Source organism: Microbacterium sp. 2MCAF23 (assembly GCF_052115565.1).
In the GTDB taxonomy this organism is placed as follows: domain Bacteria; phylum Actinomycetota; class Actinomycetes; order Actinomycetales; family Microbacteriaceae; genus Microbacterium.
This window is the reverse complement of sequence record NZ_JBFRGY010000003.1, coordinates 101,558-116,638: the sequence shown is the minus strand read 5'-3', so window position 1 is coordinate 116,638 and position 15,081 is coordinate 101,558. Positions and strand designations below refer to the sequence as shown.

At 70.9% G+C, this 15,081-nt stretch carries 12 protein-coding genes; 4 read left to right on the top strand and 8 right to left on the bottom strand.

Going from position 1 to position 15,081, the window contains the following annotated elements; translation table 11 throughout:
• Positions 1 to 2: 2 nt before the first annotated feature.
• Together AB4078_RS03950 and dapB are read right to left on the bottom strand one after the other, a co-directional pair.
• The gene (locus AB4078_RS03950) at positions 3 to 3,155 is read right to left on the bottom strand and encodes an ATP-binding protein (RefSeq protein WP_441976040.1); all 3,153 of its coding nucleotides are present in this window, start codon (positions 3,153 to 3,155) and stop codon (positions 3 to 5) included.
• Positions 3,152 to 3,898, bottom strand: a complete 747-nt coding sequence (gene dapB / locus AB4078_RS03945) for a 4-hydroxy-tetrahydrodipicolinate reductase (protein WP_441976039.1) — start codon at positions 3,896 to 3,898, stop codon at positions 3,152 to 3,154. The genes AB4078_RS03950 and dapB overlap by 4 nt, the downstream gene beginning before the upstream one ends.
• 156 nt (positions 3,899 to 4,054) lie before the next feature.
• Between dapB and AB4078_RS03940 the strand changes: the two genes are divergently transcribed.
• Both AB4078_RS03940 and AB4078_RS03935 read left to right on the top strand, forming a co-directional pair.
• A complete protein-coding gene (locus AB4078_RS03940; protein WP_441976038.1) occupies positions 4,055 to 4,531 on the top strand; it encodes a GNAT family N-acetyltransferase in 477 nt (158 codons plus the stop codon).
• Entirely contained in the window at positions 4,528 to 4,962 is a 435-nt protein-coding gene (locus AB4078_RS03935) for a pyrimidine dimer DNA glycosylase/endonuclease V (RefSeq protein ID WP_440732125.1), read from the top strand. Before AB4078_RS03940 ends, AB4078_RS03935 begins: the two co-directional genes overlap by 4 nt.
• A 55-nt stretch (positions 4,963 to 5,017) precedes the next feature.
• Here the strand turns inward: AB4078_RS03935 and AB4078_RS03930 are convergent, their stop codons facing one another.
• The 4 genes from AB4078_RS03930 to AB4078_RS03915 all read right to left on the bottom strand — a co-directional run bounded on the left by AB4078_RS03930 (position 5,018) and on the right by AB4078_RS03915 (position 11,276).
• Complete coding sequence (locus tag AB4078_RS03930; protein ID WP_440732126.1) at positions 5,018 to 5,620, bottom strand: histidine phosphatase family protein; 603 nt, start codon at positions 5,618 to 5,620, stop codon at positions 5,018 to 5,020.
• An 84-nt stretch (positions 5,621 to 5,704) separates the two neighbouring features.
• Entirely contained in the window at positions 5,705 to 6,757 is a 1,053-nt protein-coding gene (locus tag AB4078_RS03925) for an aldo/keto reductase (RefSeq protein WP_441976037.1), read from the bottom strand.
• A 200-nt stretch (positions 6,758 to 6,957) separates the two neighbouring features.
• Positions 6,958 to 9,234 carry a polyribonucleotide nucleotidyltransferase gene (locus AB4078_RS03920; protein WP_441976036.1) on the bottom strand — a complete coding sequence of 759 codons (2,277 nt, stop codon included), beginning with the start codon at positions 9,232 to 9,234 and terminating at the stop codon, positions 6,958 to 6,960.
• 116 nt (positions 9,235 to 9,350) lie between these two features.
• The gene (locus AB4078_RS03915) at positions 9,351 to 11,276 is read right to left on the bottom strand and encodes a GDSL-type esterase/lipase family protein (RefSeq protein WP_441976035.1); all 1,926 of its coding nucleotides are present in this window, start codon (positions 11,274 to 11,276) and stop codon (positions 9,351 to 9,353) included.
• 185 nt (positions 11,277 to 11,461) lie between these two features.
• Here AB4078_RS03915 and AB4078_RS03910 point away from each other — a divergent pair, with 185 nt between their 5' ends.
• Together AB4078_RS03910 and AB4078_RS03905 are read left to right on the top strand one after the other, a co-directional pair.
• Positions 11,462 to 11,632 carry a DUF5302 domain-containing protein gene (locus AB4078_RS03910; protein WP_440732130.1) on the top strand — a complete coding sequence of 57 codons (171 nt, stop codon included), beginning with the start codon at positions 11,462 to 11,464 and terminating at the stop codon, positions 11,630 to 11,632.
• A gap of 110 nt (positions 11,633 to 11,742) precedes the next feature.
• On the top strand, positions 11,743 to 12,936 hold the full coding sequence (locus AB4078_RS03905) for a hypothetical protein (RefSeq protein ID WP_441976034.1): 1,194 nt from the start codon (positions 11,743 to 11,745) through the stop codon (positions 12,934 to 12,936).
• A gap of 10 nt (positions 12,937 to 12,946) precedes the next feature.
• Here AB4078_RS03905 and AB4078_RS03900 read toward each other — a convergent pair whose 3' ends face one another.
• Together AB4078_RS03900 and AB4078_RS03895 are read right to left on the bottom strand one after the other, a co-directional pair.
• Complete coding sequence (locus AB4078_RS03900; protein ID WP_441976033.1) at positions 12,947 to 13,432, bottom strand: SRPBCC family protein; 486 nt, start codon at positions 13,430 to 13,432, stop codon at positions 12,947 to 12,949.
• A gap of 110 nt (positions 13,433 to 13,542) precedes the next feature.
• Positions 13,543 to 14,991 carry a cation:dicarboxylate symporter family transporter gene (locus tag AB4078_RS03895; RefSeq protein ID WP_440732133.1) on the bottom strand — a complete coding sequence of 483 codons (1,449 nt, stop codon included), beginning with the start codon at positions 14,989 to 14,991 and terminating at the stop codon, positions 13,543 to 13,545.
• Positions 14,992 to 15,081: the final 90 nt, after the last annotated feature.

Below are 15,081 nucleotides of genomic sequence, written 5' to 3'. Positions count from 1 at the left end.
GCTCAGCGCCCGCGCAGCAGGGCGAACGCCCGATCGACGCGGCCGGAGAGCGACAGCTCCCTCGCCGCATGGCGCGCGGCCTCAACGGCGGCCCGCCCGCAGATTCGCGTCGCCTCGGCGAAATGCCCGTCCAGGCGCAGGGTCGGCAGATCCTGCCGCGCGCCGAGCGCCTCGGCGACGCCCAAGGCCTCGACCGCGCGATCGCGCAACGCCGGATCCTGCAGCGCCCACGCCGCCCATCCGACCAGCACGGTGCCGAGCACGGGGCTGTCGGTGAGCTCCGGACGCATCCGCCAGCCGGCGATCATCCGGCCGCGCATCCGGCGGACCCATCGCGCGAGGTCGGCGGGGTCGGCGCCCGGCACCCGGGAACGCGCGCTGACGTAGCCCGCGATCGCCATGAGAAACCACGGCGAGCGCCGCTGCGAGGGCGAGGAGAAGTGCGCGAGCCCCCGTGCGAAGGCGTCGAAGGCCTCGGTCTGCTCGCCCGCCTGCAGGTGGACCGCACCGAGCCCGTACCAGCCGATGGACGCCAGCTCGAGCCCGTCCTGGCTGAGCTCGCGGCTGGCCACGAGACTGCGGAACAGCGCATCCGACTCCTCGATCCGGCCGAGTGCCAGCAACGCCGCGCCGCGCACCCACTTCTGCTGCCGCAGCGCGTCGACCGCGTCGAACTCCGCGAAGATCGCCGCCGCGCGGTCGAGCCACATCAGCGCCTCCGCCGGGCGTGCGGACTGACTCGCCAGTTGCGCGGCTGCATCCGCGGCGGTGGCCGCCGCCCAGCGCTCACCGCTGTCGTTCGCGAGACTCCACGCCGCCTGCGCCGCGATCAGCGCCTCGTCGGGATCGCCCTGGTTCTCCGAGAAGTGCGCCAACAGCATCTCGGCCATCAGCCGGGAGCGGCGATCATCGGATGACCGCATCGCCTTCAGCTGCTCCTCGACGTGCTGCTGATCCCGCGACGCGGTCATCACGACGACGAGCGCTCGCCACGCCGCGCTGATCGCACCACCCGCTCTGCGCTCCCAGAGGCGCAGCAGCGCGAGCGCGCGCAGGGCCCGCCGGTCATCCATCGCCAGGCTGCCGAGCGTGGCCATGACGAGTGCGATCACGACGATGTCGCAATCGAGCTCCTCGTCGTTCCGTCCTGCGCTCCACAGCCGTTGCGCGGCCTCGATCACCACGACCCGGAACGCGAAGACCTCGCTGAACGCCCCACGCATGAACCAGCTGGGTCCGATGAGGGCGAACAGTCGCAGCGCCTCCTGTTCCCGATCCTCGCCGAACAGCCGGTGCAGCACGAACACGAGATTGTCATGCTCCTGACCGATGTCGCCGTGCGCCTCGGCCGTGACGCCGCTGGGGAAGATCGCACCGGAGGTGAGCCGTTCACCCACGAACGCCGCCGCCCACCGTGTCACCGCGGTCCACGCTGCGTCCTCCTCGCCGGCATCGGCGAGCCTGGCGAGCCCGAACTCGCGCACGGTCTCCAGCATCCGGAAGCGCACCCGCGCACCGCTCTCGGTCACGACCAGCAGCGACTGCGCGGCGAGGCGGTCCAGCACGTCGTCGGCAGGCGCGCCGAGGATCGCGGTCGCGGTGTGCGCCGAGAAGCCGCCGGGCAGGAACGACAGCGTCGCGAGCGCCCGCTGCGCCTCGGCATCGAGCAGATCCCAACTCCAGCCGATCACGGCCTCGAGGGTGCGATGCCGCTCCGGAGCAGCGCGGTCTCCCGAAGTCAGCAGGGCGAACCGGTCCGCCAGGCGGTCCTCGATCTCGGCGAGCGACATGGTGCGCACTCGTGCGGCTGCGAGCTCGATCGCGAGCGGCAATCCGTCCAGATGCGCGCACAGCCGCGCCACGGCGTCGGCATCGAGCATGACGCCCGGTCGGACCGCCTCGGCCCGTTCCGCGAACAGCCGCACCGCCGGAGCGTCCGGATCCGCCGCGATCCCGAGCGGATCCAGGACGAGGATCCGCTCCGCACCGATCGCCAGCGGCGTGCGGCTCGTGGTCAGCACTCGCAGCGCAGGCACCGCCTGCAGCAGGTCCGCCGTCCATGCCGCGACGCCGTCGATGACCTGCTCGCAGTTGTCCAGCACGAGAAGGGCGGGCCGCTCGTTCAGGACGGCCACGATCCTGGCCCGCAGGTCGGGACGCACGTGGGTCTCGGACAGTCGAGCACCCGGCGCCGCCTCGCTGATGCCGAGGGCCGCGGCGATCGCGATCGGAACGCCGGCGTCGTCGCGGACGCCGGCGAGCGGGACCACAGCGACCACGTCGACGCGCGATCCGGCGGCGAGTGCGTGCGCGAGCCGCGTCTTGCCGAGCCCGCCAGGGCCGACGATCGTCACGGCGCGGGCGATGGCGAGCAGCGCGCCCGCCTGGCGCATCGCGTCCTCGCGGCCGATGAGCTCGTTGGGCGCGGCCTGTACGCCGATACGCACGCGTGGCCCACTGTCCTGGTCACGCAGCAGCTGCGCGTTGAGCTCGGTGACGGCGGGTCCCGGCGATGCACCCAGGTGCTCGGCCAGTGCGGCGCGCAGCCGGGCGAACACCGCAAGGGCCTCCGCCGCACGATCGTCGGCCGCGAGCGCCGACATCAGCTCCGCCTGAGCCGTCTCGTCGAACGGACGTGCGGCCGCGAGCTCCGACAGGATCGCAACCGCCTCATGGGAGCGCCCCGCGCTCACGAGGGACGCCGCCAGGTCGCGCTGCAGCGCATCGCGCAGCTCGGCGGACTCGGCCGCGAGATCTTCCGCGATCGGCGCGTCGCCCAGGTCGCCGCGCCACAGTCCGATCGCCTCTCCCAGCAGCCGGATGCGGTCGGGATCGCCGTCGCCGAGCGTCTCCGCCTCGGCACGCAACCGGCGTGCGGTGTGCAGGTCGGTGTCGTCGGTGCCGAGCGCATAGCCTCCCGGCGCACTCGCGATGGCGTCGGAGCCGGCCAGCGCCCTGGCCCGTGAGACGAGGGTCTGCAGCGCCGCCTTCGGATTCTGCGGCTGGTCGTCGCCCCAGACCTCGGCCGCCAGCGCAGGCACGGAGCGGGTGGTGCCGGCGAGCACGAGCGCCGCCAGCAGCGCGCGCATGGGCGTTCCGCCGGCGTCGCGATCCGCGATCCGCACCGGGCCGAGCACGCCGATGCGCGCGGTCATGCCCGCGGCCGGATCCCCAGATCGATCACGTTCTCCAGGCCGACGACCACACCGCGCAGGTCGCGCGCATAGGGCAGGGCGAGGCGGATCCCCGGCGCGTACGCCGCGGCGGACTGCACGGTGTCGTGCACGATCGACAGCGACTCGCCGGGGCCGGAGAGGATGACCTCCTGCTTCGCGATCACACCCGGGCGTCGCAGCGAGTGCACGGGCACGCTCGCCACCTGCTGCCCGCGGGCGCGCTGGTCGACGTGCGGCGCGTCCACAGGGCCCTGCTCGGCCCGTGCGGCCGCGATGAGCTCGGCGGTGCGCACGGCCGTGCCGCTGGGCGAGTCGATCTTGGTGTGCTGGTGCGCTTCGATGATCTCCACGGATCCGAAGAACGGCGCGGCAAGAGCGGCCAGGGCCGTGCCGAGCACGGATCCCATCGAGAAGTTGGGCACGAACAGCGCCCCGGTGCCGGCGTCATCGATGGCCGGACGGAACTGGGCGATGCGATCTGCGGACCATCCGGACGTCGCGACGAGGAGGTTGATGCCCCGATCCGTCGCGGCGCGCACGATCTCGACGCTGGAGGCCGGGGTGGTCGCGTCGACCACGAGGTCCGCGCCGTCGAGCTCGTCCATGGCGCTGTTCGACCCGAGCACCGCGCCGAGTTCGAACCCGTCGAGGTGCGAGATCACATCGCCGATGATGGTGCCGAGCTTGCCGGAGGCGCCCACCAGGGCCACGCGCGTCGTCATGTCCACAGTCTATTCAGCGCTTCCGACGCGGATCCCGCCGGTCGTCACGCATCCGACGCGGATCCTCGGGGTCGTCATGGTTTCGGAGGCGGCAGGTCTCCGAGCCCCTCGACGCGTCCGGGGCGCCCGACCTGCGGCATCGATTACCGTCGGATCATGCCCACGTTCCGCATCGCCTCCCCCGAGGACGACGACGCCCACGCCGTGCTCGTCGACTACTTCACCCTGCGCGCGGCGGAGTTCCCCGGCGGCACCTACTCCCCCGCATTTCCGACGGCGGCGGCGTTCCAGGCCCCGGACGGCGTCTTCCTCCTGCTCGAAGACGAAGACGCGATCGTCGGCTGCGGCGGAATCCGCCGCGTCTCGATGCCCGAGGGCGAGACCGACGTGTTCGAGATCAAGCACGTGTTCCTGCGCCCGGAGACCCGGGGCCGCGGCTGGGGCCGGCTGCTGCTGGACGAGTTGGAGCACCGCGCCCGCGGATTCGGCGCCCGCGCGCTCGTGCTCGACACGCACCACACGCTCGAGGCGGCGGGGCACCTGTACCGCAACAGCGGCTTCGCCGAGATCCCGCGCTACAACGACAATCCGAACGCGACCCGGTGGTACCGCAAGGATCTGGAGCAGGCATGAGGCTGTGGTCGGTGCACCCGCGCCACTACGATCGGCAGGCGCTGACGGCGTGCTGGCGCGAAGGCCTGCTCGCCCAGGCGGTCATCGCGGATCCGACCCGCCGCGGCTATGCGCACCACCCGCAGCTCCAGCGTTTCCGGGAGACGAGGGATTCCCTCGCCGCGATCGGCGACTACCTCGCGGCGATCGTCGACGAAGCCGACGCCCGCGGATATCGGTTCGCGCGCGAGAAGATCCTCAAGACCGGTCCGGTCGAGCGCATCCCGGTCGCCCGTGGTCAGCTCGAGTACGAATGGGGGCATCTGCTCCGCAAGCTCGAGGGGCGCACCCCAGAGCTCTGGGAGCGGTGGCGCACGACCTCGCTGCCGGACCCGCATCCGCTGTTCGCGGTCGTCGAGGGCCCGATCGCGGACTGGGAGCGCGTCGGCTGAACGCCCTTCGGCTCCGACCACGGTCCCGGCGCTGCACGGCGGATCCGAGCAGCCTTCAGACCAGGAGCGGATCCGGCAGACCGGTGCGCAGCTCCATCGGGAGGTGGCTCAGGTCGTTGTGCGCGACCAGGCTCCACGGGCGGCCCTGCTTCTGCGAGATGACGGTGAGGCCGCAGTTGGCCTGGTTCAGCGTCATCCAGCGCCACTCCGGGGCTTCCAGCACTTCGCGCACGAACCAGCTGATGACGAAGTTGTGCGTGATGAGGACCTCATGCACGTCTCCGGGCTTGCGCACCAGGAACTCGTTCACGGCGTCGCCCATCTGCGCCCGACCGGCTTCGATCTCCGCGTCGGTGATGGATCCGAAGAAAGGCTCGAAGACGGCCGGAGTCTCCTCCGTCATGCCGGTGGGCACGCAGTCGAACAGCAGCGCCGACGGCTCCGCTTCGACCGAGGGGATCCGCTCCGAGATCGCACGGGCCGTCTCGGCGGCGCGCAGCAGCGGAGAATGCCAGATCGCGTCCAGCGGGAGGCCGGACAGGCGGTCGGCGATGTGCTCGGCCTGACGACGTCCGCGCGGTGAGAGGGGTCCGTCGGCCAGACCGTGCTCGGCGTCCTGATGCTCGCCGTGCCGGACCAGATAGATGTAATGCGTCACAACCGCTCGCCTCGTCGCCGGCTCCGTGGCCGGGGTGCTTCCAGCCTATGTCACAGATCGGACACGGCCACCCACCAGGCCGGGTCAGCTCGCCGCGCGGGTGAGCTCGGCCAGCTGCGCACGGCCGAGGGCCACGCCCGCGCCCTGCATCAGCTCGTCGACCTGCTCGGTGGCGAAGGCATTCACGATGGGCGCCGTGATCGTGCGCTGGGCGAGCAGCCAGGCGATCGCGACGGCGGCGACCGGAACCTGCAGCTCCGAGGCGGCGATGTCGAGCGCCCGCAGCACCTTGATGCCGCGACGGTTGATGTTGCCGCGCAGCTGCATGCCGCGCACCCCCTGCAGCGACTGCTTGGTGCGGTGCCGACCGGAGAGGAACCCGTGCTCGAGGGCGTGCGACGGTGTGACGGCCAGCCCTTGCGCCGCGGCGACGAGGCGGAGATCGCCTTCGAACCCGGCCCGGCGCATCAGGTTGTACGGCACGTCCAGCACTTCGATGCGCGGATAGCCCGCGGAGGACAGGATCCGTGCTTCGACGAGACGCTCTGCGGTGAAGCCGAAGGCGCCGAGCGCCCGCACCTTGCCGGCCTCGACGAGCCATTCGGCCGTGGCCAGCGTGTCTTCGAGGGCGCTGCCGTCGTCGATCGTGCCGTCGAGGTAGAGCACATCGATGCGTTCGACTCCGAGGCGGCTCAGCGACGCTTCCACAGCGCGCACCAGGTTCACCGGTCCGATGCCCGGGTTGTCGGGGTGACCGCCGACGCGCACGCTCAGGACGATGTCGTCGCGGTTTCCCCGCGTGGCGAGCCACCGGCCGATGATGTGCTCGCTGCGTCCTGCGGCGAAGCTGTCGGCCGTGTGCACGGCGTTGCCGCCGAACTCGGCGTAGCGATCGAGGATGTGCAGCGCGGTGTCGGCATCGGTGTTCCAGCCGAACTCGGCGCCGCCGAGGATGAGCGGGAAGGAACGGATGCCGGTCTCCGCGAGGGGAACGCGCAGGGAGGTTCCGATGCCGGGTCCGACCACCGGGATCGGCGCGGACGGGTGCGGCGTGACGACCGCGGGCGCGCTGGTGACCGCAGGTACGGCGCCGCCGAGTGCGGACCCGTTTCCGGATCCGACGCTGAAGAGACGCATGCGATCACCCCCGTGTCTGCTGCGTTGATTTCTGAGACGCACCCCCCGGTGCGTCCCTTAGAGAGTAAGGGAGGCCTCGGACGCTTCCGTTCATTGAGACGGCCAGGAGGAGAACAATGCGTAACGGTTCGGTCACGAAAACCACGGAAGGCCCGTCGTGTCCTCCTTTCGGCGGACACGACGGGCCTTCCGGCGGAGGATCAGACCTCGGCGACCTCAGCGGCGGGCTCGGCCGCCTCTGCCGGAGCCTCGTCGATCACGGGCTCGAGCGAGAGCTTGCCGCGGTCGTCGATCTTCGTGATCTTCACGAGGATTTTCTGGCCGACGGAGAGCACGTCGTCGACGTTCTCCACGCGCTTGCCACCGGCGAGCTTGCGCACCTCGGTGACGTGCAGCAGGCCGTCCTTGCCCGGGAGCAGGGAGACGAACGCGCCGAAGGTCGCGATCTTCACGACCGTGCCCAGGAACTGCTCTCCGACCTCAGGGTTGGTGGGGTTGGCGATCGCGTTGACCTGCGCGCGGGCCGCCTCGGCCGAGGGGCCGTCGGTCGCGCCGATGTAGACGGTGCCGTCCTCCTCGATGGAGATCTGCGCGCCGGTCTCGTCCTGGATCGCGTTGATCGTCTTGCCCTTCGGGCCGATCAGCTCGCCGATCTTGTCGACCGGGATCTGCACGCTGATTACGCGCGGCGCGGTCGGCGCCATCTCGTCGGGGCTGTCGATCGCGGCGTTCAGCACGTTGAGGATCGTGAGGCGCGCCTCCTTGGCCTGGGTCAGCGCGCCGGCGAGCACCTCGGAGGGGATGCCGTCGAGCTTCGTGTCCAGCTGGATCGCCGTGACGAACTCGCTCGTTCCGGCGACCTTGAAGTCCATGTCGCCCAGCGCGTCCTCGGCGCCGAGGATGTCGGTGAGCGCCGCGTAGCGGGTCTCACCGTCGACCTGGTCGGACACGAGGCCCATCGCGATGCCGGCGACCGGTGCGCGCAGCGGCACACCCGCGTTCAGCAGCGACAGGGTGGAGGCGCAGACGGAGCCCATCGAGGTGGATCCGTTGGAGCTGAGCGCCTCGGACACCTGACGGATCGCGTACGGGAACTCCTCGCGGGTCGGCAGCACCGGCACGAGCGCGCGCTCGGCGAGGAAGCCATGCCCGATCTCGCGACGCTTCGGCGAACCCACGCGGCCGGTCTCACCAGTCGAGTAGGGCGGGAAGTTGTAGTGGTGCATGTAGCGCTTGCTCGTCGTCGGGGACAGCGAGTCGATCTGCTGCTCCATCTTGAGCATGTTCAGCGTGGTGACGCCCAGGATCTGGGTCTCGCCGCGCTGGAAGATCGCGGAGCCGTGCACGCGCGGGATGACCTGCACCTCGGCGTCGAGCGGACGGATGTCCGCCAGACCGCGACCGTCGATGCGCACGCCCTCGGTGAGGATGCGGCCGCGCACGATCTTCTTCGTGACCGACTTGTAGGCGGCGGAGAACTCGCTGAGCGCGACCTCGGGCTGCTCGCCCGCCTCGACGGCGACGACGAGCTCGCCCTTGACACGGTCCTTGATCGCGTCGTCGGCGTTCTGGCGCTCCTGCTTGTCGGCGATCTGGTAGACGTCGACGAGCTCGGCGTAGGCGCGCTCGGCCACGAAGTCGTACGTGCCCTCGCTGTACGGCAGGAAGACCGGGTACACACCCGGCTCCTTCGACGCCGTGGCGGCAAGCTGGGCCTGCGCCTCGACGAGCTGCTTCAGGAACGGCTTGGCAGCTTCGAGGCCCTGCGCGACGATGTCCTCGCTGGGCTTGGTGGCGCCGGCCTTGATCAGGTTCCAGCTGCCCTCGGTGGCCTCGGCCTCGACCATCATGATCGCGACGTCTTCGGTGCCGTCACCCTTGGTGACGACGCGGCCGGCGACGACGAGATCGAAGACGGCCTGCTCGACCTGCTCGGCGTTCGGGAACGCGACCCACTGGTCGGCGTGCTCACCGTGGCCGGGGATGAACGCGAGGCGCACACCGGCGACCGGGCCGGAGAACGGCAGACCCGAGATCTGGGTCGACGCGGACGCGGCGTTGATCGCGAGCGCGTCGTAGTATTCGCCGGGCGCGATCGAGAGCACCGTGATGACGATCTGAACCTCGTTGCGCAGGCCGTCGACGAACGACGGACGCAGCGGACGGTCGATCAGACGGCACACGAGGATCGCCTCGGTGGAGGGACGGCCCTCGCGGCGGAAGAACGAGCCCGGGATCTTGCCGGCAGCGTACGAGCGCTCCTCCACGTCGACGGTCAGCGGGAAGAAGTCGAAGCCCTCACGCGGCGACTTGCCCGCGCTCGTGGCGGAGAGGAGCATCGTCTCCTCGTCCAGGTAAGCGGCGACCGCGCCCTGCGCCTGCTGCGCGAGACGGCCCGTCTCGAAGCGGACGGTGCGGGTGCCGAAGCGGCCGTTGTCGAGAACGGCCTCAGTAGCGGTGATTTCAGGACCTTCCAAGAGGTCTCTCCTTCTTTGTTTAGGCTCGCTCTCCCGTGTGGAGCGCGAGCATGGACGGATGCGCACAGAGGCATCCTGTTCGATCCTATCAGCGCGGCGCGCCTGAGACTGCGCCGTCAGACCTCGCTGGGCTCGCGCACCCCGCGCTCCCGACCGAGGCGGACGTAGTCGTGGTGCTTGGCGCTGCGTCCGTCACCCGCGGCGCGCCCGTGCAGCCGGCGCCAGACCCACGGCAGCGCGTGCCGGCGCCACCACACTCCGGCACCGGTGCGCTCGGTCGCGTGCAGCGCCTCATCGAGCGCGCCGAGCTCGTCGGCCAGCGCCACGCCGAGCGCGACGCCCGCGCGATACGCGAGGAAACGGTGCCCGCGACTGGAGAGGTGCACGAGGTCCTCCCCCCAGTTCGGCCGCTCGGCGAGCTGCGGGTGCAGATCCGTGTCGAGCAGGATCGCGCCCTGACGGCGGGCGATGCCGGCCAGTGCCGTGGCCCAGGCGGAGAACCGGCGGGCATAGATGCGTGCCGCCGGGTTTCCGGGCAGGAACGCCGTGACCAGGAGCACATCGGCGCCGGTCTCGCGCAGCTGTCGCACCGTGTCCTCGAGGCGTGCGGCGAGGAGCGGTATCGCGACCCGCTGCTTCACGAGGTCGTTCGCCCCCACCAGGATCGACACGAGGTCGGGGCGCAGCTGCAGGGCACGATGCAGCTGGGTTCCGCATACGTCCTCGACCCGCTTGGAGCGGATGGCGAGGTTCGCGTAGTCCAACGGCTCACGGGCGGCCAGCAGCAGGGCGAGGCGGTCCGCCCACCCGCGCAGCGCGCCGTCGGGGCCGGGGTCGCACAGCCCCTCGGTGAGCGAGTCGCCGAGCGCGACATAGCGGCGCCAGTGCTTGCGCTCCCCCGCTGGCGTGGGCTCCGGCCGCACAGCCCGGGGCGCCCGCAGGCCCGCGTCCGCACGGTGCAGCTCCTGCGCCTCGACGAAGTGGCCGAGGAGCTGATCGCACACCGCGCTCCAGCTGCGGCCCTCCACCGCATCTCGGCCGGCCCGGCCGAACGCCTGCCGCTTGCGCGCGTCGCCGGCGAGATCCCGCACCCGATCGCGCAGATCCTGCAGGTCGCCCGGGCGGTACAGCCAGCCGTCGATGCCCTGGCGCACCAGGTCCAGCGGGCCGCCCCGACCGGTCGCGACCACGGGGATCCCGCTCGCGTGCGCCTCCTGAAGGGTCTGCCCGAACGTCTCGCTCTCGCCCGGGTGCACGAAGACGTCGAACGACGCCATCGCCTGAGCGAGCTCCGGGCCGCTGAGGTGGCCGAGGAACACCGCGTGCGGGAGCAGCGTCTCGAGCCGCGCTCGGGAGGGTCCGTCTCCGACGATCACGAGCCGGATTCCCGGCAGATCCGCGAGGACCCGCAGGTCCTCGACCTGTTTCTCCGGCGCCAGCCTGCCCACGTAGCCGACCACGGCCTCAACGCCGGCACGGTGCTCCCATGCCCCGTCTCGCCGCTCCGGGCGGAAGCACTCCGCATCCACACCGCGGCCCCAGCGACGCACCCGATCGACTCCGAGCCGGGCGAGCTGATCCTCCGATTCGGACGACGGGGCGAGGGTGAGGGTGGCGCGCCGGTGCAACCTCGCGATGTGGGCCTCGGCGAGCGCCGTCGTGAGCGAGACCCCGTAACGCGCGGCGTACGCGGCGACATCGGTCTGGTACGCCGCGACCGCGGGCACCCCGATCCGCTCCGCGGCGAGCGCCCCGCGCCAGCCGAGGGCGAACGGCGAGGCGAGGTGCACCACGTCGGGCGCGAAGCGGGCCAGCGACACGGACAGCCGATGCGCGCTGGAGGTGCCGACGCGCACGGTGCGGTAACCCGGCAGCGCCACGGACGGGATGGGCTCGACCCTGGCGTGCCCGATCATGCGCGGCATGCCCTCCGCAGCGGGGGCGTACACCCGGGCCTCGTGCCCGTGGCGCTCGAGGTGGCGGAGGATCTGCAGAACGGATCCGGTCACGCCGTTCATGTGCGGGAGGAAGGACTCGGTCACGATCGCTGCTCTCACGCGATCAGGATCCCGCCCGTTTCCGCCCCGCAGCGCCGGAAACCGGTGCGATCACGGAGTGTTCACCGGATGCACCGCGATCGGTCACCGCGTGTCTGCCGGGGCGCCCCCTGCCCGTCCCGCTTCGTTCTTCCAGGACTACGGGATGCCCCCGGCGCTAGGCTGGCGCCATGAGTACCGACGACACCGCCGCCGCGGACATGAAGCGCAAATTCAAGGAGGCGCTCGAAAAGAAGAACGCCCAGCAGCATCAGGGCGAGGCGCACCTGAACGGCGACTCCGCCGTGCACGCCGCGCACGGGGCGCAGACCAGGCGCGAGTTCCGCCGCAAGAGCGGCTGATCCTGTATCCACCGCGAAGGGCGCCGACGAGGGATCRTCGGCGCCCTTCGTCGTCCGCGCATCCACCGGCAGGGGTGGGAATCCACAGCGAGCGGGGTTAGCGTCGAAGGGTGATCCTTCCCTCCGGCTCCGCCGCACTTGCGCCCGGGCGCAGAGCACGCGCCTCGCGCCCGCTCCTGGCGCTCGTGACCGGCGTGCTGCTGACGGTGCCGCTCGCGGTGGCCGCACCGGCATATGCCGACGACTACCCCTCGTGGCAGGACGTGCAGAACGCCCAGGGAAACGAACAGGCCACGCAAGATCAGATCACCCGCATCAACGACGCCCTCGCGACCGCTCAGCAGAGGGCCGCCGACGCCTCGACGGCGGCGATGAAGGCGGCCCAGGCGGCGGACGCGGCTCATGCCGACGCGGACGCTGCCGCGCACCGGGCGGACGAGCTGGGCGTGCAGGCCGCGGCAGCCGAGCAGACCGTGCAGCAGACGCACGAGCAAGTCGGTTCGCTGATCGCCGCCCGCGCGCGTGCCGAGACCGCGTCGCCCCTCACCGTGCGGCTCTTCACCTCGGCGGATCCGGACGAGCTGCTCACGCGCCTCGGCGCACTGCAGCAGCTCGACGCGACCTGGGCGAAGCTCGGCGAACGCGCGATCGCCGTGCAGGGCGTCGCCACGTCGCTGCAGGATCAGGCGCAGGTCGCCCGCGCTGCCAGGGACGCCCTCGCGACCTCTGCCGAGGACGCGGCGCAGAAGGCGAAAGCCGCCGCCGACGCGGAAGCCGCCGCCGTCGCCGATCTGCAGGGCCACGTCACCACGTTGTACTCGCAGCTGGCCGCCCTGAAGAACACCACGGCCGACGTGGAGCGACGCTATCGGATCGGCCAGCAGGTCGCCGAGCAGGAACGGGAGCAGGCCGCAGCCGCCGAAGCGGCCGCTGCCGCGGGGTCCGGGGGCGGAAGCGGCGGAGGCTGGGACGGGCTCGGCGGTGACGGCGTGAACGTCGATCCGGCCGGAGCCCAGGCGTATGCCGCCGGGCAGCTCGGCAACTACGGCTGGGGCCAGGATCAGTTCCCGTGCCTGTACCGGCTGTGGATGCAGGAGTCGAGCTGGCGGGCGGATGCCCTGAACCCGGACAGCGGGGCCTACGGGATCCCGCAGGCTCTCCCGGCTGACAAGCTCGCGGCGGCGGGGGCGGACTGGCGCACCAACGGGAACACCCAGATCGACTGGGGCCTCAGCTACATCCAGGACCGCTACGGATCCCCCTGCGGAGCCTGGGCGCACGAGGTGTCGAACAACTGGTACTGACCGGCCTGGTTCAGGTCTCGGCGAGCGTTGCACCCGCGGCTTCGAGCACGACCGGATCCGCACAGCCGCGCGCGAAGCCGGCGATCCTGCGGCGGACCTCATACCCGAGAACGACGGTCCCGATCCGCTCCGCGACCGGTGCGAGCCAGGTCGGGCGGCAGGTGAAGTTGTATTTCCAGACCGCGCGCGTGCCTCCGTCTACGGGTTCGAAGCGCCACCCCGCACCGAGCGTGCGGAAGAACCACGGGCCCTTCTCCATCACCATCCCGACGTTCGTCGGCGGCGCGTACGAGACGTAGTGGGTGATCATCGACAGCCCGAATCGCTGCCGGGTGAACGTGCGCACGCCCTTGGCCGGCGTCGTCGCGCCATCAAGAAAGTGCTGCGCCCGGATGAAGCCATCCCAGCGGCGCCGCACCTCTCCTGTGGTCTGCGAAACCGCGTACGCGAGCACGGGCGGGATGGGGACGACGACGGCGGCCTGAACGACGGGCATGCTCCGACGCTATCGCCCCTGGTCGCGGCGAGAGGCTGCGACAGCCGACGAGCCGAGGCGGGGAGCCGTCTTCTGCGCTCCCTGCCCCGGCTCGATCCCGGCGATTCGGGTCAGCCGCGCTCGGCGCGGGCCCGCGCCCGCTGCTGCTTCGCGGCCATCTCCTCGACCGCCGCGTGCCCGAGCGTCTCGGTGCTGACAGGCTCGGCTCCGTCCTGCACGGCCGGCTGCCCGTCGTGCCCCACGCCGTCCAGCAGCGACTCGTCGAACGGCCGTGCGCCGGAGAGCACCTGACGCACCTGCTCCGCATCGATCTGCTTCGTCCAGGTGCCGATGAGGATCGTGGCGACGGCGTTCCCCGTGAAGTTGGTCAGCGCGCGCCCTTCAGACATGAAACGGTCGATCCCCACGATCACTCCGACCCCGTTCACGAGATCGGGACGGTAGGCCTGCAGGCCACCGGCGAGGGTCGCGAGTCCGGCGCCGGTGACGCCGGCCGCGCCCTTGCTCGCGATGATCATGAACACGAGCAGGCCGATCTGCTCCGGGATGGACATCGGCTGCCCCAGACCGGTCGCGATGAACAGTGACGCCATGGTCAGGTAGATCGCGGTGCCGTCGAGGTTGAAGGAGTAGCCGGTCGGCACGGTGATGCCCACCACGGGCTTGGCCACACCCAGATGCTCCATCTTCGCGATCAGCCGAGGCAGTGCCGATTCCGACGAGGACGTCCCGACGATCAGCAGGTACTCACGCCCGAGGTACTTCATCAGCTGGAAGATGTTCACCCCGGCGACGAGCTTCAGGATCCCGCCGAGCACCACGACGATGAACACGATGCAGGTCAGGTAGAACGCGCCGAGGAGGATCCCGAGGCTCCAGATCGCCGCGACGCCGGTCTTGCCGACCACTGCCGCGATCGCGCCGAACGCACCGAGGGGGGCGAGCCACAGGATCATTCCGAGCACGCGGAACACGAGCGTCTGCAGGTGCTTGATCGCTCCCATGATGGGCGCGCCTCGATCCCCGAGCCCCTGCAGCGCGAAACCGACGAGGAGCGCGATGAAGAGCACCTGCAGCACGCTCTCGCCGGTGAAGGCGCCGAAGAACGTGGCGGGGATGATGCCGAGGATGAAGTCCTGCGTCGTCTTGGCCTCGGTCGTGGCCGCCTCGTAGGTCGCGCCGGCCATGTGCAGACCCTCACCCGGGTGGATGATGTTGCCGACGATCAGGCCGATCGCGAGGGCGAAGGTCGACATGACCATGAAGTAGATCAGCGCGAGTCCGCCGATCTTGCCGACCGTCGCCGCCTTGGCGATCGATCCGACGCCGATCACGATCGTGCAGAAGATGATCGGCGCGATCATCATCTTGATGAGGCTCACGAACCCCTTGCCGATGGGCTCGAGGCCCTGTGCGAACTGCGGGAACAGGAGTCCCACCGCTATTCCGAGGCCGACCGCCACGAGTACGGACAAGTAGAGCCAGGTGTGCTTGTCCCAGGAGTTCTTGCCGCGGCGCCAGTCGTGCCGCGGGAGTCTGAAACCTTCGGTGAGAGCCATCATAGCCTCCGCTGAGTGAACAGGACGCCCGCACCACGTCGGGCGGGCCGTGTCGACCATGGTGCGCAGCGACGACGCCCGGCGGCGAGT